General features: G+C 43.2%; 16 protein-coding genes. 9 read left to right on the top strand and 7 right to left on the bottom strand.

Going from position 1 to position 17,497, the window contains the following annotated elements:
• Positions 1 to 21: 21 nt before the first annotated feature.
• From HUN01_RS07085 to HUN01_RS07070, 4 genes are all read right to left on the bottom strand, one after another.
• Complete coding sequence (locus HUN01_RS07085) at positions 22 to 339, bottom strand: type II toxin-antitoxin system PemK/MazF family toxin (RefSeq protein ID WP_238846049.1); 318 nt, start codon at positions 337 to 339, stop codon at positions 22 to 24.
• Complete coding sequence (locus HUN01_RS07080; RefSeq protein ID WP_181930680.1) at positions 336 to 599, bottom strand: AbrB/MazE/SpoVT family DNA-binding domain-containing protein; 264 nt, start codon at positions 597 to 599, stop codon at positions 336 to 338. Before HUN01_RS07080 ends, HUN01_RS07085 begins: the two co-directional genes overlap by 4 nt.
• Before the next feature lie 131 nt (positions 600 to 730).
• Entirely contained in the window at positions 731 to 979 is a 249-nt protein-coding gene (locus tag HUN01_RS07075; RefSeq protein ID WP_181932597.1) for a DUF4926 domain-containing protein, read from the bottom strand.
• A gap of 79 nt (positions 980 to 1,058) precedes the next feature.
• Complete coding sequence (locus HUN01_RS07070) at positions 1,059 to 2,126, bottom strand: PIN domain-containing protein (RefSeq protein ID WP_181930679.1); 1,068 nt, start codon at positions 2,124 to 2,126, stop codon at positions 1,059 to 1,061.
• 183 nt (positions 2,127 to 2,309) lie between these two features.
• Here HUN01_RS07070 and HUN01_RS07065 point away from each other — a divergent pair, with 183 nt between their 5' ends.
• The 6 genes from HUN01_RS07065 to HUN01_RS07040 all read left to right on the top strand — a co-directional run bounded on the left by HUN01_RS07065 (position 2,310) and on the right by HUN01_RS07040 (position 6,376).
• On the top strand, positions 2,310 to 2,555 hold the full coding sequence (locus HUN01_RS07065) for a UPF0175 family protein (RefSeq protein ID WP_181930678.1): 246 nt from the start codon (positions 2,310 to 2,312) through the stop codon (positions 2,553 to 2,555).
• The gene (locus HUN01_RS07060) at positions 2,552 to 3,040 is read left to right on the top strand and encodes a PIN domain-containing protein (protein ID WP_181930677.1); all 489 of its coding nucleotides are present in this window, start codon (positions 2,552 to 2,554) and stop codon (positions 3,038 to 3,040) included. Before HUN01_RS07065 ends, HUN01_RS07060 begins: the two co-directional genes overlap by 4 nt.
• 246 nt (positions 3,041 to 3,286) lie before the next feature.
• On the top strand, positions 3,287 to 4,138 hold the full coding sequence (locus tag HUN01_RS07055) for an ABC transporter ATP-binding protein (RefSeq protein WP_181930676.1): 852 nt from the start codon (positions 3,287 to 3,289) through the stop codon (positions 4,136 to 4,138).
• Positions 4,095 to 4,949, top strand: coding sequence for an ABC transporter permease (locus tag HUN01_RS07050; protein ID WP_181930675.1), 855 nt, complete (start codon positions 4,095 to 4,097; stop codon positions 4,947 to 4,949). Before HUN01_RS07055 ends, HUN01_RS07050 begins: the two co-directional genes overlap by 44 nt.
• Positions 4,950 to 4,968: 19 nt before the next feature.
• Positions 4,969 to 5,442: a MarR family winged helix-turn-helix transcriptional regulator gene (locus tag HUN01_RS07045; protein WP_181930674.1), complete on the top strand. Its 474-nt coding sequence runs from the start codon at positions 4,969 to 4,971 to the stop codon at positions 5,440 to 5,442.
• 259 nt (positions 5,443 to 5,701) lie between these two features.
• Positions 5,702 to 6,376 (top strand): VOC family protein, encoded by a 675-nt coding sequence (locus tag HUN01_RS07040; protein ID WP_181930673.1) that lies wholly within the window; start codon positions 5,702 to 5,704, stop codon positions 6,374 to 6,376.
• Positions 6,377 to 6,425: 49 nt separating this feature from the next.
• Here the strand turns inward: HUN01_RS07040 and recN are convergent, their stop codons facing one another.
• Complete coding sequence (gene recN, locus HUN01_RS07035) at positions 6,426 to 8,174, bottom strand: DNA repair protein RecN (protein ID WP_181932596.1); 1,749 nt, start codon at positions 8,172 to 8,174, stop codon at positions 6,426 to 6,428.
• A 256-nt stretch (positions 8,175 to 8,430) separates the two neighbouring features.
• On the opposite strand from recN, the gene HUN01_RS07030 reads away from it, so the two are divergent.
• Entirely contained in the window at positions 8,431 to 10,443 is a 2,013-nt protein-coding gene (locus HUN01_RS07030) for an ABC1 kinase family protein (RefSeq protein ID WP_181930672.1), read from the top strand.
• Positions 10,444 to 10,474: 31 nt separating this feature from the next.
• On the opposite strand, the gene cysC is transcribed toward HUN01_RS07030, so the two are convergent.
• Positions 10,475 to 11,029 (bottom strand): adenylyl-sulfate kinase, encoded by a 555-nt coding sequence (gene cysC, locus HUN01_RS07025; protein WP_181930671.1) that lies wholly within the window; start codon positions 11,027 to 11,029, stop codon positions 10,475 to 10,477.
• Positions 11,030 to 11,572: 543 nt separating this feature from the next.
• On the opposite strand from cysC, the gene HUN01_RS07020 reads away from it, so the two are divergent.
• Together HUN01_RS07020 and HUN01_RS07015 are read left to right on the top strand one after the other, a co-directional pair.
• Positions 11,573 to 11,824: a DUF4915 domain-containing protein gene (locus HUN01_RS07020; protein ID WP_203219524.1), complete on the top strand. Its 252-nt coding sequence runs from the start codon at positions 11,573 to 11,575 to the stop codon at positions 11,822 to 11,824.
• A gap of 145 nt (positions 11,825 to 11,969) precedes the next feature.
• Positions 11,970 to 16,709 carry a beta strand repeat-containing protein gene (locus HUN01_RS07015; protein WP_181930670.1) on the top strand — a complete coding sequence of 1,580 codons (4,740 nt, stop codon included), beginning with the start codon at positions 11,970 to 11,972 and terminating at the stop codon, positions 16,707 to 16,709.
• A 222-nt stretch (positions 16,710 to 16,931) separates the two neighbouring features.
• On the opposite strand, the gene HUN01_RS07010 is transcribed toward HUN01_RS07015, so the two are convergent.
• Positions 16,932 to 17,366, bottom strand: a complete 435-nt coding sequence (locus HUN01_RS07010; protein WP_181930669.1) for a hypothetical protein — start codon at positions 17,364 to 17,366, stop codon at positions 16,932 to 16,934.
• Between the last annotated feature and the right edge of the window lie 131 nt (positions 17,367 to 17,497).

The raw sequence follows: 17,497 nt of genomic DNA, 5'->3' as shown, positions 1-17,497 counted from the left end.
GTTTATTGATTGTTATGTATATTATTCAGCAAACATTTCAGCCAAAGTATCTAAAACTGCTTTTTGTTCATCCGGGTCAATCTGACCTAGCTTTTTGACTAATCGAGTTTTGTCAACTGTACGAATTTGGTCTAGAACAATTTGCCCATTTTTACCCTGAAACTCACAAGTGACACGAGTCGGATAAGACTGTCCTTTAGTTGTCATCGGAGCAACAATAACCGTGGCAATATATTTATTCATCTCATCTGGTGAAATTACTACACAGGGTCTTGTCTTTTGAATCTCACTGCCAATTGTCGGGTCGAGGTTAACCAAAAACACATCAAATCGATTCACTGCCACTCCCACTCTACATGCTCCCACTCTGTAGTTACGGTATCATCGAGCAGTGCATCGTCGTGTTGCTTTGCCATTGTTGAAAATGCTTCATCCCACCCCTTACGCGATTTAGAAGCAGCACGGACAATTAGGTGACAATCTTGAATTTCAATTTCCACCTCTTCGCCAATACCACTTTGTTCAAGCAGAAGTTTAGGAATACGGATACCTTGAGAGTTCCCGATTTTAACAATACGGGTTCTAATTGCTGTTCCCATGAGGATATTTATCCTTGACTGTAATTACATTGTGATTACAGTCAAGAATTTTGTCAACAAGCGCTCAATTTTTCAATAATTTTTAATGCGTAGGCGTAGCCAGCCGTAGGCATCGCTCTGGGCACTATCGCTTAGGCTGTCACCATTGACAATACTGAATCAGGGGATGCTGGCTCAAAATGTAACACCATAATTTGCTCTGGGCGTAAACCGACAGATTCGTAAGTGCGGCCAGAGCGATCGCTAAATTCAACCTCAAATGCAGCACCGCCAGCTAATAATTCTACTACTGTCCCAACTTGACCACAGTACAGGTTGTATTCAGGCAGATCAACTGTCAGTGCTACTACATCCAGCAGTTTGATTGTATTTTTACTCATCTCCCTAGAGATTTCCATATTCTCAATAATTTTTGATGCGATCGCTCTCAAAATTAGCATAGGCGATCGCTTCCTACAGTTAGATAGGATAGATTGCTTCAATGTTGGTAAACTCAAGTGAATCATCTGACACTGTAGCTGAGATGTCAGCGCCTAGTTCAGCATCACAGTTTAAAACACGAGTATATGGAAAATCATCATCTATGTCTTCATAATAATCGCTATAAAAGTTAGTGCTTCTTGGAGCATTAACTCTTCTACACTCTACACTCGCCTCTACATTTATACCGCACCCTATACTAACTTCTATACTATGCTCATCAAAATCCCAAATCAACACTGGCTCAGTGATTTCAACATTTAAATGCCTAATATGTTCTACAAACATTGGCTCATAGTAATTTCGATAATCAGAATCAGAAATGTGAAAGTAAGAATTCCTAACTTCCTTCAAGCATTCACGAACGCTATTTTCAATTTCATCCAAATTAAGTCTCGCTTGAACCCACTCAAGATTTATATGTTCAAATCGTTCTGCATGTTCTTTGTTGAAAGCTTCGGGTGAAGGGTAATATAAAGCTGTTAAGCCATTTTGAGCTAGATCACCTACAAGTTCCTGACGCAATGAAGTTTTGTCTGAGGCCGCAAAATCTTTTGTATTTTGAGAGATGAAGACATATTGTTCTCCATGTCTACGTTTTTTACAAGTTTCAATAAATAATAACCAAATAATAGTATCTCTGAGTTCTTTCCCAGATTCAGTACATGGTGGTATTCTTTCCGTAGCCCTTTGTATCGCTTCACGTAAAACAGAAGGTTCAAGAGGAATGCGGAACAAACGTCTACTTCGGACAAGTTTTTCTAAATTTTCCTCCCATGCAGTAAATGTGCGGTTAAATACTTCTGTAGCATCAAACTGAGGTGTATCTCTTATTCCTATTCGTTCGGCCTTCTTAATTGCATCTTCAATACTTTTAGCTAGCGCAGTCACTTCTCTTTTGAAATGAGCACGAACTTCCATCTCAACAGGTTCAAGTAGTAACACTTGTGAAAAACGCTTCTCCGCGAAGTCCAGAAGCACTCGCATCTTTTGTGAGCGGAACCAAGGATCGGCAATTATGACATTTGCATCAATAACTATATCCATCAATACATACCTTTCTCATGTACTTTATGAAGCAATCTAAGCTATTTAGTGTACAGAAAATTTCTGTATATACACCCTAACTTGTGGAAGCCTGAGTTACCAACACTGACTGCAAATTTACTTCATTCTCACTTGGCGATGCCCAAGCTGCTTAGAATAGTAGTGATAGAGAGGATTATAATTATGAACGTCGTCATTCCTAATGAAATATTAACCGCAACTCGGATGACTGAAGGCGAAATGAAGCAGGAAATTGCAGTGATGCTCTTTCAAAAAGAAAAGTTAACCCTAGCTCAAGCCAGTCGGTTTGCAGGTATGAATAGTATCGCATTTCAGCATCTACTCGCAAGTCGTCAAATTTCAGTACATTATGGGGTCGAGGATTTTGACCAAGATATAGAAAACTTGCGGGCGATGGGTAGACTGTGATCATTGTCAGTGATACTTCACCCATTAACAACCTCGCCGCCATTAACCATCTTCATTTACTACAACAGCTTTACGGAACAGTCTTAATTCCTGAAGCTGTCTACCGAGAACTAACTGATCCCAACTTTCCAGTCGCAGGTGCAATTGAAGTTCAAACTTTTATCTGGATTCAAACTCGTCCAGTTCAAGATCGAACATTGGTTGAAGCACTCAGCAATGAACTGGATATTGGTGAAGCTGAAGCGATCGCTCTCGCACTGGAAATGAAAGCAGATCAAGTTTTGATTGATGAACGTCGTGGTCGCATGGTTGCAGCTAGGCTAAATCTTGGTTACACAGGGATTTTAGGGATTTTGGTTGAAGCTAAAAGCCAAAGGCTGATTTCTGCTGTGAAACCTTTGTTAGATGCTCTGATTAACCAAGCAGGATTCTGGGTGGCAGAACCTTTATACAATAGGGTTTTGCAGCTTGTTGATGAAAATTAAATGTGGCATAGACTTTCTAAGTGAGTAGGAGTAGGCATTCTGAACATTTCTTCACCTATTGGCTATCTTAGCAAGTCTTTGCGGTTAATTTGTCAGTAAGACTTCACCCATCGATAACCTCGCCACCACTCTACTGAGTTTCCTTTTACTCTGATTCAAATTTATGCCAGAAGTCTATTGACTTCTAACAAATCTATTGAGAAGCTAATAGTTAGATTTACTAATTAATAGAAGTGCATCAAACTTGTGACAATACTGACGGGAAAAATAAATCGATCGCAACCTCCTAGCGAACCAAAGCCGCTAATCCTTGAAACTCAGGGACTTACACGCCGTTTTGGGAAGTTAACCGCAGTTAATAACCTGAGCATATCTGTGGAACAGGGCGAAGTATTTGGGCTACTTGGCCCCAATGGAGCAGGGAAAAGTACAGTTATTAAAATGTTGACAACTTTGCTGCCTATCAGTGCAGGGAAAGCAACCTTAGCTGGCTATGATGTGGCTCGTCAATCTAATCCTGTGAGACGGGCTATCGGTTATGTACCCCAAGCACTGTCTGCTGACGGTAGTCTCACCGGTTACGAAAATCTCTTAATCTTCGCCAAGCTGTATGGAATATCTGCCAAAGGACGCGATCGCCGCATCTATGAAATTCTAGAATACATGGGTTTGCAAGATGCGGCGAAACGCTTGGTACGAAACTACTCTGGTGGGATGATCCGCAAGCTGGAAATTGGCATATCAGTTCTACACCAACCCCAAATTCTGTTTCTTGATGAGCCGACTGTCGGACTAGATCCCATCGCTCGAACTCAAGTATGGCAGCTTGTACTACAACTTTGTGCTGATTACGGCACAACTATATTTTTAACAACCCACTTTTTAGAAGAAGCGGATAGCTTATGTAACCGAGTGGCGATTATGCAGCAAGGTGAAGTCGTTACCACAGGTACACCAACCGACTTAAAAGCTTCTTTAGATAACCCAAATGCAACTTTGGATGATGTCTTTATTCACTATACAGGCGACCAGTTAACATCAGGAGTGAACTACCGTGACACAGCGAGAACCAGACGTACTGCTCAACGGTTGGGTTAAATCACCACCCACTGTCCGAGTAAATTTGATCTCTGCAATTAAAGAGCTAGTTACGAAAACCCTGGCGATCGCGGAATTGGAAATCCGTAAACTCCGCCACGATCCCACTGATTTAATAGTTCGAGCTGTGCAACCAGCTTTATGGCTGCTAATTTTTGGGCAAGTTTTCTCACGTACTCGCGTGATTCCTACAGGAAACTTACCCTATTTGGACTTTCTTTCTGCTGGCATTTTGGCTCAGAGTATTCTGTTTGTGGCAATTTTTAGTGGTGGGATGACGCTAATCTGGGAGCGGGATTTAGGCATTGTCCATAAATTTTTAGCTAGTCCTACGCCTCGCGTGGCGATGGTGTTGGGCAAAGCCCTGGCGTGTGGGGTGAGGTGCTTATCTCAGGTAATATTCATTTACGGATTAGCATTTTTATTAGGTGTCAAACTAAATCTTCATCCCCTAGCTATTCTCCAAGTACTGCTGCTAGTCATAATAGGGGCGGGAACATTTTGTATTTTTTCATTAATTATTGGCTGTTTGGTGAAAAGCCGAGAAAGGATGACGGGTATTGGACAATTGTTAACCATGCCGTTATTTTTTGCTAGCAATGCCATATATCCAATCTCGTTGATGCCCAGTTGGTTAAAGTTCATTTCCCATTTAAATCCATTGACTTATCTGGTTGACGGCTTACGTAGCACCATGCTGTTAAACGGCACTAGCATCTATGGCTTTGGTCTGGATTGTACAATTCTCTTATTCACATTAATAATTTTGGCCATCCTTGGTGGAAAACTTTATCCACGGGTGGCAATGTAATCAGGAGAACAACAAGCCCATGACCTTGGATAAACCTAATCAAGGTGCAACTTCCGAAGAATGTGCCGCTAGAGTAATGGAGACAGTTCCATTAGTGATGCGGTTTATCCGAGCGGATATGCGTGCCCATAGTGCCGCTTTTTTATCTATACCTCAATTGCGATCGCTAGCATTTATTAATCGCAATCCTGGTGCTTCATTATCTGACTTAGCAGAGCATTTAGGCGTCACCTCTGCCACGGCATCAGCAACCATAGAACGCTTAGTACAACGCGACTTCGTGAAACGGATTGCTCATCCTCAAGAGCGGCGGCGGGTGTTGCTCAATTTAACTGAAGATGGAAGGCATCATCTGAAGCAATCCCAAGATCAAACTCGCGCTCACATTACCGACTTGCTGAAAGGTCTTACAGAAGAACAAATTTCCAACATTGAAGAAGGCTTAACTCTACTAAAAAATGTCTTCGAGAAAACGGAACTAAAATCCCCATAACTCTGAGTTTACACAGCCGATCCTTTTGCAGCTTTTAAGTTTCGAGACTATCGGCTTTTACTATTGGACTGCTGGTGCTGTTCGTGGGGTCGCAATAGCTTCAGTCATCGACCCAGCCTTCGGAGGATTTGGGATTGCACATCTAGGTTTAATAATTCAGTGAATCTTCATAGCAAATTGGTATTAGTTATGATGTAGACATAAGCCCTGCTTCTGAGCCTTAATGTTGAATACTAGATCATTTTTATAGGTGAGCATTATGAGCAATAATCTTCCAGCAGAAGCTGCAAAAGGTTTTAACTTAGCTGAGACTTCGATGAGTAAAGAGTCTCCTTTTGTTGAAACTGACGGATTACTCTTGTATAAAGAAGAGTGCAAGACCCCAGAATTTTTAAACTCATCCTTTTGCATAGATATATTTGGTGAACCAGTTGTCGTAGATCACTATGTACTGTTGTTTCCTAGTTCAGAAACTCTCGCAGAGTACGCTACGACTCTAATCAAGCATGATGCCAAAATTACGGAAGGGCCAGGAAAATGGCCTGATGATTTTTGTCCAGAGCAAAGCTTATTGCCCGAAGATGCTAGTATGTACTTTCTCTCAGCTTTAATGCCGTCAGGCATGATTTTGGTGCTACTTGCACCTAACGCACCAGATGAACAGATTGCTAGCTTATTCCACAAGCAAGGTTTTAATACAGTCCATCACGTTGCCATTCTTGTTGATGATATCTATGCAGCAGCAGAAGTGTGGCAAAAGAAAGGCTTTGTTCCTTTGTCTATGACTCCTCAAGAAGATGGTTCCTTGTCCCAATGGTTTTTCCGCAACTGGGCAGGCCAGATAATAGAGCTAATCTGCCGCCGATGGATAGGTAAAGAGACTTTTTCCTGTGAAAATATCGCTGGTTTACGCCTTTCAGAATTAGCCGCCTAAACTTATCGAGTTGCTCTGTACCATTAATTACGAATTACGAATCATTTGGTCAAGTATGCTCACCGCGACGGTGGTTCGCAGCTTGTAATAACAGAGATTCTGCAAAAGCGATCGCGTCACTTGCAGATTTACCACCAGCTAACTGCGCTAATTCTTCCCGGCGAGTATTTAAATTATCCAAAGTAGTAACTCTGACAACAGTACGCTGTTCAGCATTTACATTGTTGGCTTTTTTACCCTTACCTGGATTAATCGTTTGCTTATCTACGCGGAAATGCCGATCAGCCATTGCCGCAACTAAAGGCTGGTGGGTAACACACAATACTTGGTTGCGTTGACTTAGCTGGTGTAATTTTTCTGCGATCGCTTGGGCTACCCTTCCCGAAACCCCGACATCAATTTCATCAAAAACCATCGTTCCAGCCACATCAACCTGAGAAAAACAAGCTTTCAGCGCCAGTAAAAAGCGGCTCATTTCCCCGCCAGAGGCAACTTCCGTTAAAGGTTGCAGTGGTTCTCCAGGGTTGGAACTAAATGTAAAGGTAATTTTATCTGCTCCCATCGCAGTTGGGAAAGCTGGTAATATTTCAACCAGAAACTTCACCTTTTCCATCGCTAGGGGCTTGAGTTCAGCTATCAAACGTGATTCTAAATTAGCAGCCGCCTTACTCCGCAGTTGAGTTAACTGATTACTTGCTTGGGTAAGTTTTTCAAAAAAAGCCTTTTCTTGCTGTTCTAAGTTTTCAATAGATTGTTCGCTGTCGTTAAGTTGGGCCAATTCCCCTTGGATACGTTGGTAATAAGCGATCGCTTCTGTAAGTGTCGGCCCATACTTGCGGCAAATTTGCTTTAATTCCTGAATCCGTTCTTCCACCTCTTCCAACCGCTGCGGATCGGCTTCCAAACCATCCCCATAAGCATTAATTTGCCTTCCCACTTCCATTACCGCAGCTTGCGCGTCCCGCACCAATTCCAACAGATGTTGTAGTTGGGTATCGTATTCCACCATGTCATTTAATATCGCCTCACTGTCTCCCAATAAATCACCTGCGGCGGGAGTTTCATGATCGTTTTGATACAAAGCCTGATAAACTTTGTAACTCATCTGTTGCAAATCGACGACATGATTTAGGCGTTCCCGTTCTTGTCCCAACTGTTCCAATTCATTAGGTTCACTGAGATTGGCTGCTCCCAATTCCTGCACTTGATAAGTCAGTAAGTCGAGTTGTTGCAACCTTTCCCGTTCTGATGTTCGGCGTTTTTCTAGTGCTAAATGCGCCTGTTGGTAAGTACTAAAGCTCGTGGCAACTTTATGACGTTGCTGCATTAGAGAGTCGCCGCCATATAAATCCAACCAGTCCCGGACTTGGGCAGATTGTCCTACTTGTACCGTTTGACCTTGGGCTGTAATTTCCACCAAGCGATCGCGCATTCCTCCCATAATCTGCCGATTTACCAACACACCATTCACCCGCGATCGACTGCGGATATTACTAGCAGTGGCTGTGATTTCTCGGCTAATGACTACGGAATTTTCATCAAGTAAATCTATTTCTTGTTCGGTCAACCAAGCCGCTAGAGGGGCGTTTGAGGTGAAAGTCGCTTCCACCATCGCCCGACTTGTTCCTGTACGAATGACTCGACTAGAAACTTTACCTCCTAAAGCGGCATCAATGGCATCCAAGATAATCGATTTTCCAGCGCCGGTTTCACCTGTCAACACATTTAGTCCCGCGCCAAATTCCAATTCCAGTTGGTCTATTAAGGCAAAGTTTTCGATTCTCAGGCAGAGCAACATCAAGCCAAATTCTCCATGAGGGCAGATGCCAGATACTTCTAACTTACAAGACAATAAGTATGGTTTTTCAGCAACTAGCAATACCTACTACTATTGAACTAGTATGCCCGTTTAAGTGTAGCAGACCTATTAGTACTATGAGCAGGAGGAAATAAGGAAGAAATAACCAATGCCCAATGCTCCATTCCCAATTCCCAATTTCTAAACATATTGTTACAATACTTAATGTGATCGTTCTGAACTGGTAGCCTTCTTCATGATTGTTAAGACACTTCCCCCTAGTTCCCAACTGATTCAGGAGGACAGTCGCAACGGCACAAATCGCCGAGGCGAACTGGACGTTATAGATATAGTGCCAGAAGAAAATGGTACACAAGGCTTGGTAGTGCGTAGGCGTAGCCCATCGCAGACATCACCATCCCTCTTAGCTGCTCAAAAGCTCAGGACAACTGCTCAACCGGAGACGCTTTACGATCCCGTAGGCATAGCGGCGCATTACCAAAATAGAAAAGTGCAAGTTGTACGGCGGATTTTCGCCGTGTTGGGGCCGACCCTATCTTTTGCTTTTGGGTTGTGGTCGGATAGTAAACGGGGAATTGTCGTCAAAAATGATCGCCGCCGAGCCACTCAGTTACGAGAATTACTGACGCAACTGGGGCCTGCTTACATCAAAATTGGACAAGCTTTGTCCACCAGACCGGATCTAGTTCCTCCTGTATACCTAGAAGAATTAACTAGGCTACAAGACCAATTACCGCCTTTTCCCAACGAAATTGCCTACCAGTTTATCACAGAAGAACTAGGTGCACCTCCAGAAGAGGTTTACGCCGAACTCTCAGCCCAACCAATTGCTGCGGCTTCGTTGGGGCAAGTTTATAAAGGTAAGCTAAAAACTGGTGAAGAAGTCGCTGTTAAAGTTCAACGCCCTGACTTAAGAGAGGGGATCACCATTGACTTGTATATCTTGCGTAACCTCGCTGCTTGGGTGCAGAAAAAGGTCAAACGGGTAAGAAGTGACTTAGTTGGGATTCTTGATGAATTAGGCGATCGCATCTTTGAAGAGATGGACTACATCCATGAGGGCGAAAATGCCGAACGATTTTTCGAGCTATATGGTCATATAAAAGACATATACGTACCGGAAATTTACTGGGAATACACCAATCGTCGCGTCTTGACGATGGAGTGGATTAACGGCACCAAATTAACCCAGACAGCAGAAATTAGCGCCCAAGGTATAGATGCTCGTTATCTAATTGAAGTGGGTGTGCAGTGTTCCCTGCGCCAGTTGCTAGAACACGGATTTTTCCATGCAGATCCCCACCCTGGTAATTTATTAGCAACACCAGATGGCAAATTGGCTTATCTCGACTTTGGAATGATGAGCGAGATTAAGCCACCACAGCGTTATGGATTAATTGAAGCGATCGTCCACGTCGTCAACCGCGACTTTGAAGGATTAGCAAAAGACTACGTTAAGTTAGATTTCTTATCACCAGAAACCGATTTAACACCAATTATCCCAGCTTTTGCCAGAGTCTTTGCTGATGCCGAAGGAGCCAGTGTTGCCGATCTTAATATTAAAAGCATCACCGATGAACTATCTGCTTTGATGTATGAATATCCTTTCCGCGTACCACCCTACTACGCTTTAATTATTCGCTCCCTCGTGACACTGGAAGGTATTGCAATATTTATAGATCCGAACTTTAAAGTCCTCAGCGAAGCTTATCCCTACGTTTCTAAACGCCTGTTAACCGACCCAGCACCGCAATTAAGAGCATCATTGCAAGATTTGCTATTTAAAGATGGCAGATTTCGCTGGAATCGCTTAGAAAACTTATTAAAAAATGCGCGCAATAGTCAAGACTACGACTTTAATTTAGTGCTGAATCAGGGGATAGAATTTTTGTCATCTGAACGCGGTGCTTTTATTCGTGACAAACTAGTAGATGAATCTGTCAACGGACTCGACGCTTTAGGTAAAAATGTTTTGCATAACTTTACCTCCCTGTTGCGGGAACGAGTAGGATTGACAGCAGTTAATGAAACTCCAGCGGCTACAGTTGAGCAACAACAAACGTTGCAGCATATCAAACGTATATTGGGCATTCTTCAAGAAACAAGAGGCTTTGACCCAGTGCAACTAGCGTCCCAAATTGCCCAGTTATTGGTAAATTCAGATGTACAGCGTTTGGGTCAACAAATTGCTAGCCGCTTCACGCAAAAAGCAGTAGCCAGGTTAATTCGGCAATTATTGATAACGTAGTAGAAGTTATGAGTTAAAAACTTTCTTTAACTCATAAATTATTCACTTTAGCAGTTGTATAACCCAACTCTTCCAGCTTTTCTAAAACCTTAGTTGCACTTTCAGCAATGCTTTCTTGGTTAGTTTTGCATTCGACTTCAGGACTGAATGGTATTTCATAAGGATCATCAATACCAGTGAAGTGCTTAATTTGCCCGGATCTAGCTTTTTTATATAACCCTTTCACATCTCGCTGTTCACAAACTTCTAATGATGCATTGACGTACACTTCAATGAAAGATGGAATACTTTGGCGCACTTCTTCCCGAATTTTGCGGTAGGGAGAAATGGCTGAAACCAATACAATTACATTATTTCTGGCCAGAAGGCTAGCTACAAAGCCAATGCGCCGAATATTCTCTTCTCGATCCTCTTTACTGAAACCCAACCCTTTGCATAAGTTTTGACGTACCGCGTCGCCATCCAGAACTTCAACTCTATATCCCTGTATCCGCAGTTCCTTCTCTACGAATTGACAGATAGTAGTTTTACCTGCACCACTTAAACCAGTGAACCATATTGTCATACCATATTCTTTTTGTCTCATCCTACCTCCGCTGTAGACTTCAAATGGCACACCCAAAAAAGCTTTTTTGGATAATATCAGGTCAAATAATAATTTTATTTTTATAATCCTTTTTTAGCAGGAATTTTGGGCGTCGCTTGGCGACTGGTGTCAGTCTTGCTACTTTTACTCTACTAATTTTGAGCAAAGGAATCGCATTTACACGTATATTGCTTCAATATTTAATACAGCGATTGGCGATGTCTACGATGGGCTTGCCTACGCACTTGCTCAAGCCTAACAATGGGCTTTGTGGCTATAACAAACAAAAGCTGCTAATCTAGGCTTCAAATTCTTGAAGTTTTAACCAAGCTTTATATTCAGTATATATACAGATTTATTTTAAAGAAATAGTCTTTATTATGACAGTAGTCTATTAAATAAGACTTAGCATTAGGACATTATAAAAAACTAAGTTCAAAATGTTTACAAAGTTAAATATAGTGCAGCTTTATAGCTGTGCGAACTTTCATCAGGGGGCGATTCCTTTGGATTGCTTTCCTAGGAAAGGTTTGTTTTTTGACAATGATGGCACACTTAGTGGTCTGTCTCATTAATTTTACAGTGTTAGTTTGCCACGGATGGCATACTTCACAGGCAACCTCAACATTCACGACCTGGAATTTGGCAGAGAAGGGCTGTGGATTGTCAACACCCACTTTTTCTGCCTTGAGTCCAGACTTCAGCTTTGTACCACGCTGGCATCCCAAATTTATTTCCCAATTAGTATCAGAAGATCAGTGCCACCTGAATGGGTTAGCGATGGTTTGGAATTAGGAACGAAAAGAAATCCGCCAAGCATTTACTGCACCAGTGTTGAACTATTTGCGACCAAGTGCGGTGATTCCTAATGACTAAGGAATCTGTTTAATCAGACCGTAATTGTTGAAATCAAATTTTTAGTTTTTTTCAGAGGTTTTTCATGGCTGAATTCCAAGTCAATACTGAGAACGCTAGTAATCAAAATAACTCCACAGTGGCAATTGATGCAGATGGGGATTTTGTTATCTCCTGGCAAAGCTTTGGTCAGGACGGGTCTGGCTATGGAATATATGCTCAACGCTACAACAGTTTTGGGGTAGCTCAAGGGAGCGAATTTCAAGTTAATACCTCCACTACCAACGACCAAAAGAACCCCACAGTAGCGATGGATGCAGACGGGGACTTTGTCATTTCCTGGCAAAGCCTGAATCAAGACGGTTCTGGCTATGGGATATATGCCCAACGCTACAACAGTGCTGGGGTGGCTCAAGGGAGCGAATTTAAAGTTAATACTGAGAACACCAGTGATCAAAGTAACCCCACATTAGCAATGGATTCAGATGGGGACTTTGTCATTTCCTGGCAAAGCCTGAATCAAGACGGTTCTGGCTATGGGATATATGCCCAACGCTACAACAGTGCTGGGGTGGCTCAAGGGAGTGAATTTAAAGTCAATACTGAGAACGCTGATCAGCAAAAGAACCCCGTAGTAGCGATGGATGCAGATGGGGACTTTGTCATTTCCTGGCAAAGCTATTATCAGGATGGGTCTTACTATGGGATATATGCCCAACGCTACAACAGTGCTGGGGTAGCTCAAGGGAACGAATTTAAAGTCAATAACACCACCAACAGATCACAATCGAATCCCACAGTAGCGATGGATTCAGATGGGGACTTTGTTATTTCCTGGCAAAGCCTTAATCAAGACGGGTCTGGCAATGGAATATATGCTCAACGCTACAACAGTTCCGGGGTAGCTCAAGGGGGCGAATTCCAAGTCAATACTTACAACAGCAACGATCAAAAAAACCCAGTAGTAGCAATGGATACAACTGGGGACTTTGTTATTTCCTGGTCTAGCTATGGTCAGGACACATCTTATGATGGGATATATGCCCGACGCTACAACAGTGCCGGGGTAGCTCAAGGGGTCGAATTCCAAGTCAATACCTTCACCCCTAACTATCAATCTAACCCCACAATAGCGATCGCTCAAGATGATAACTTTGTCATTTCCTGGCAAAGCACTAATCAAGATGGGTCTGGCGATGGCATATATGCCCAACTATACAAAAACAGTGGGGTTCCCCCGACTATCACTTCTGGTTCGGCCTCTGACTTGGTATACATCGAGAACGCCATTACAGCCATTGACTCAGGCATCACCCTCAGCGATGCAGACTCCCCCAACCTAGCTAGTGCCACTATCAGCATTACCAGTGGTTTCGCCTCTACTCAAGACACCCTCGCCTTCAGCGACCAAAATGGGATTACGGGCAGCTACGACAGTAGCACAGGTGTCTTAACCTTAATCGGCAATGCCACCGTTGCTAAGTATCAAACTGTACTGCGTTCTATTACTTATAACAACAGCAGTGATAACCCCAGTACTACACCTCGTACCGTCAGCTTTGTCGTCAATGATGGGACTGCTAATAGTACTGCCGTTACCCGGAATATTAATATTACGGCAGTTAACGATATACCTATTACTACTGCTAGCAACTCTGCCCTGACATACACTGAGAACGCCACTACAACCATCGACTCAGGCATCACCCTCAGCGATGCAGACTCACCCAACCTTTCCAGTGCCACTGTCAGTATTACCAGTGGTTTTGCTTCTGCTGAAGACATCCTCGCCTTCACCAGCCAGAATGGGATTATGGGCAACTACAACAGCAGCACAGGCGTTTTAACCTTAACTGGCAGTTCCAGCGTTGCTAATTATCAAACCGTGCTGCGTTCTGTTACTTATACCAACAGCAGCGACAACCCCAGTACTACACCTCGTACCGTCAGCTTTGTGGTTAATGATGGGACTGCTAATAGTAGCGCCGTTACCCGCAATATTAATATTACAGTGGTGAATAATGCGCCCGTTGCTACTGCCAGCAACTCTGTCCTGGCATACACTGAGAACGCCACTACAGCCATCGACTCAGGCATCACCATCAGCGATGTAGACTCCTCCAACCTTTCCAGTGCCACTGTCAGCATTACCAGTGGTTTCGTCTCTGCTCAAGACATCCTCGCCTTCAGCGAGCAAGATGGAATCATGGGCAACTACAACAGTAGCACAGGCGTCTTAACCTTAACTGGCAGTGCCACTGTTGCTAACTATCAAACTGCACTGCGTTCTATTACTTATACCAACAGCAGTGATAACCCTAGTACTACGCCTCGTACCGTCAGTTTTGTCGTCAATGATGGAACTGCTAATAGTACTGCTGTTACCCGAAATATTAATATTACGGCAGTTAACGATGTGCCCGTTGGTGTTAACGACAGCATCACCACAAACAAAAACACACCCATTATCATTAGCGCTAGTACTCTGTTGAGCAATGATACAGATGTCGATGTTAGTGACGTATTGACCATTACTGGCTTCACTGAACCTAGCCAAGGAAGCTTAGTTAACAACAACAACGGTACTTACACTTATACGCCCTTTGAAAACTATTATGGCTCCGACAACTTCACTTACACCATAAGTGATGGGCAAGGAGGCAGTAGCACTGCTACCGTCAACTTGACCATTAATGAAGTCACGCCTCCCATTAATGGCACTTTAGGTGCAGATAACCTGACTGGTACAGGGATCATGGATATCATCTCAGGGTTGCAGGGCAACGACACCCTCAACGGACTAGGTGATAACGACACTCTCGATGGCGGCGATGGAAATGATTTCTTAGATGGTGGTACAGGAGATGACAGTCTCCTTGGTGGTAAAGGCAATGACACTTATATAGTGGACAGCATCGGTGACATTATTACTGAAGCCGCCAGTGCAGGCACAGATTTAGTTAAATCTTCAGTAAGTTGGGTATTGGGAAATAACCTGGAGAACTTGACCCTGACCGGAACCGTCGCAATCGATGGTACTGGTAACAGCCTTAAGAACATTCTTATAGGGAATACTGCTGCTAACACCTTGAGCGGAGGAGATGGTAACGACAGCCTCTTTGGTGATTCAGGCAATGACACCTTGGATGGAGGTACAGGTAATGACACCTTGAATGGAGGTTTGGGATCTGATAGTCTTGTTGGTGGAGCAGGCAACGACATTTACACTGTAGATAACCTGAACGATATTATTGTTGAAGGCTTAAATGCAGGCACAGATTTAGTCAATTCTTCAGTAAGTTGGGTGTTGGGAAATAACCTGGAAAAGTTGACCCTGACTGGAAGCTCGGCAATCAATGGTACTGGTAACAACCTTAATAACATCCTCATAGGAAATACTGGCGCTAACAACTTGAGCGGAGGAGATGGTAACGACAGCCTCTTTGGTAGCTCAGGCAATGATACCTTGTTGGGCGGTGCAGGTAATGACACCTTGGATGGAGGTGCAGGAATTGACAGTCTTGATGGTGGAGCAGGCAATGACATTTACACTGTAGACAACCTAAACGATGTTATTGTTGAAGGCTTAAATGCAGGCACAGATTTAGTTAAGTCTTCGGTGAGTTGGGTGTTAGTAGATAACCTAGAGAACTTGACACTGACTGGAAGCTCGGCAATCAACGGTACTGGTAACAGTCTTAATAATATCCTCATAGGAAATACTGGCGCTAACAACTTGAGTGGAGGAGATGGTAACGACAGCCTGATTGGTGGTACAGGCAATGACACTTTGTTGGGCGGTGCAGGCAATGACACCTTGGATGGAGGTGCGGGGATTGACAGTCTTGTTGGTGGAGATGGTGATGACATTTACACTGTAGACAACCTCAGCGATGTTATTTTTGAAGCCGCCAGTGTAGGCATAGATTTAGTCAACTCTGCTGTGAGTTGGGTGTTGGGAGATAACCTGGAGAATTTAACCCTGACTGGTAGTAAGGTAATCAATGGTACTGGTAACAGCCTTGATAATATCCTTACGGGAAATGGTGGCGCTAACATCTTGAGCGGAGAAGGTGGCAATGATAGCCTCTTTGGTGGCTCAGGCAATGACACTTTGTTGAGCGGTGCAGGTGATGATATTTTGGATGGGGGTGCAGGGATTGACAGTCTTGTTGGTGGAGCAGGCAATGACATCTACACTGTTGACAACCTCAGCGATATTATTGTCGAAGGCTCAAATGCTGGCACAGATTTAGTCAATTCTTCGGTGAGTTGGGTGTTGGGAAATAACCTGGAGAACTTGACCCTGACTGGAACCAAGGTCATCAATGGTACTGGTAACAGCCTTAATAATATCCTTACGGGAAATAGTGGCGCTAACATTTTAAGCGGAGAAGGTGGCAACGATCGCCTCTTCGGTAACTCAGGCAATGATATCTTGGATGGAGGTGCAGGTGACGACGAACTCACCGGTGGAATTGGTCGAGATACGCTAACTGGTGGAACTGGGCAAGATAGCTTATATCTGACTGATACCCGCACTGGTGGCTATGATACTATTACTGATTTTACTGTTGGAGATGATACTATCTTTGTTTCCAAGGCAGAATTCGGACTGAGTCAATCTCAGAATACTGTACTTGATTCTGGCTTGTTCCGACTTGGTACTATTGCGACAACCGCAAGCGATCGCTTTATCTACAATCAAACTACGGGTAACCTATTCTTTGATAAAGATGGGGTTGGTGGTACAGCACAAGTTCAAATAGCTCAGTTCTCGAATCAGGTAGCGCTTACTAGTGCAAATATTACTGTGATTGCCTAACGAAAGCTAAGACAATTAAACTAGTATTGAACTACGTAGAGGCGCGAAATTTCGTGTCTCTACATGCTTGTGGTTACTGTGGCTTTATAGGCCAATACGCTTGGGTTAAAGGCTACTAGCAACAATTTTGGGTTTTATAGACGCGATAAATCGCCGTCTCTACAAGTGTTTTGTTGCTCATTCTGAACTGTATTGCTTTATAGGTAACACAACTACAAACTTTTAACTTTCCTCTTGGGAATAACCATTTTTCTCGCGTTTGAGGCTTTCTTCTAAGGCTTGAATTTGTTCACGTCTGGCTTCCAATTCCAATGAACGCCTTGCTAAGTCTTGGTTTTGCAATGTCAAGGATTGTCGCCAATGTTCTGCTCGCTCGGCTTCATGCTGCAAAAATTCTGGGGTAATGCCGATGGTAAGGTAGCTTTGTACCAGATGGAGTACCCAGTTGGTGGCGTCTTCTATTCTTTCAATATCGCCTGTAGGGGAAAGTTCCACTAAAACAAGCAAGTTCTCACTCATGATCTTTCCCTTTCCCAACAGAATGAAAGCCTCTTCAGGAATTATCGCCCACAAGTTATCAGCTTCTTGACGCGCCAATAAGCGTAACTGGTGCTGGTCTAAAAAATCGTTTTTACGCACCTGGGCTAGATATAGCATGAGGGTCGCTTCGCTCCACAATTCAAAATTAAAAATTCAAAATTAATAAAAAATTAATAAAAAATAAGTGCCAGATATTGATATTTTGATTTTGTTCATTCGTAATGGGTAATTGGGAATTATTGTACATT

The organism is Nostoc edaphicum CCNP1411, assembly GCF_014023275.1.
GTDB lineage: Bacteria > Cyanobacteriota > Cyanobacteriia > Cyanobacteriales > Nostocaceae > Nostoc > Nostoc edaphicum_A.
This window is presented reverse-complemented; position numbering and strand designations above follow the sequence as displayed.

Excerpts from the sequence above, each read along its gene's own strand:
- HUN01_RS07080 (WP_181930680.1), bottom strand. The coding sequence starts at position 599 with ATGGGAACAGCAATTAGAACCCGTATTGTTAAAATCGGGAACTCTCAA.
- HUN01_RS07075 (WP_181932597.1), bottom strand. The coding sequence starts at position 979 with ATGAGTAAAAATACAATCAAACTGCTGGATGTAGTAGCACTGACAGTT.
- HUN01_RS07070 (WP_181930679.1), bottom strand. The coding sequence starts at position 2,126 with ATGGATATAGTTATTGATGCAAATGTCATAATTGCCGATCCTTGGTTC.
- HUN01_RS07065 (WP_181930678.1), top strand. The coding sequence starts at position 2,310 with ATGAACGTCGTCATTCCTAATGAAATATTAACCGCAACTCGGATGACT.
- HUN01_RS07045 (WP_181930674.1), top strand. The coding sequence starts at position 4,969 with ATGACCTTGGATAAACCTAATCAAGGTGCAACTTCCGAAGAATGTGCC.
- HUN01_RS07040 (WP_181930673.1), top strand. The coding sequence starts at position 5,702 with ATGAGCAATAATCTTCCAGCAGAAGCTGCAAAAGGTTTTAACTTAGCT.
- recN (WP_181932596.1), bottom strand. The coding sequence starts at position 8,174 with ATGTTGCTCTGCCTGAGAATCGAAAACTTTGCCTTAATAGACCAACTG.
- HUN01_RS07030 (WP_181930672.1), top strand. The coding sequence starts at position 8,431 with ATGATTGTTAAGACACTTCCCCCTAGTTCCCAACTGATTCAGGAGGAC.
- cysC (WP_181930671.1), bottom strand. The coding sequence starts at position 11,029 with ATGAGACAAAAAGAATATGGTATGACAATATGGTTCACTGGTTTAAGT.
- HUN01_RS07020 (WP_203219524.1), top strand. The coding sequence starts at position 11,573 with ATGATGGCACACTTAGTGGTCTGTCTCATTAATTTTACAGTGTTAGTT.
- HUN01_RS07015 (WP_181930670.1), top strand. The coding sequence starts at position 11,970 with ATGGCTGAATTCCAAGTCAATACTGAGAACGCTAGTAATCAAAATAAC.
- HUN01_RS07010 (WP_181930669.1), bottom strand. The coding sequence starts at position 17,366 with ATGCTATATCTAGCCCAGGTGCGTAAAAACGATTTTTTAGACCAGCAC.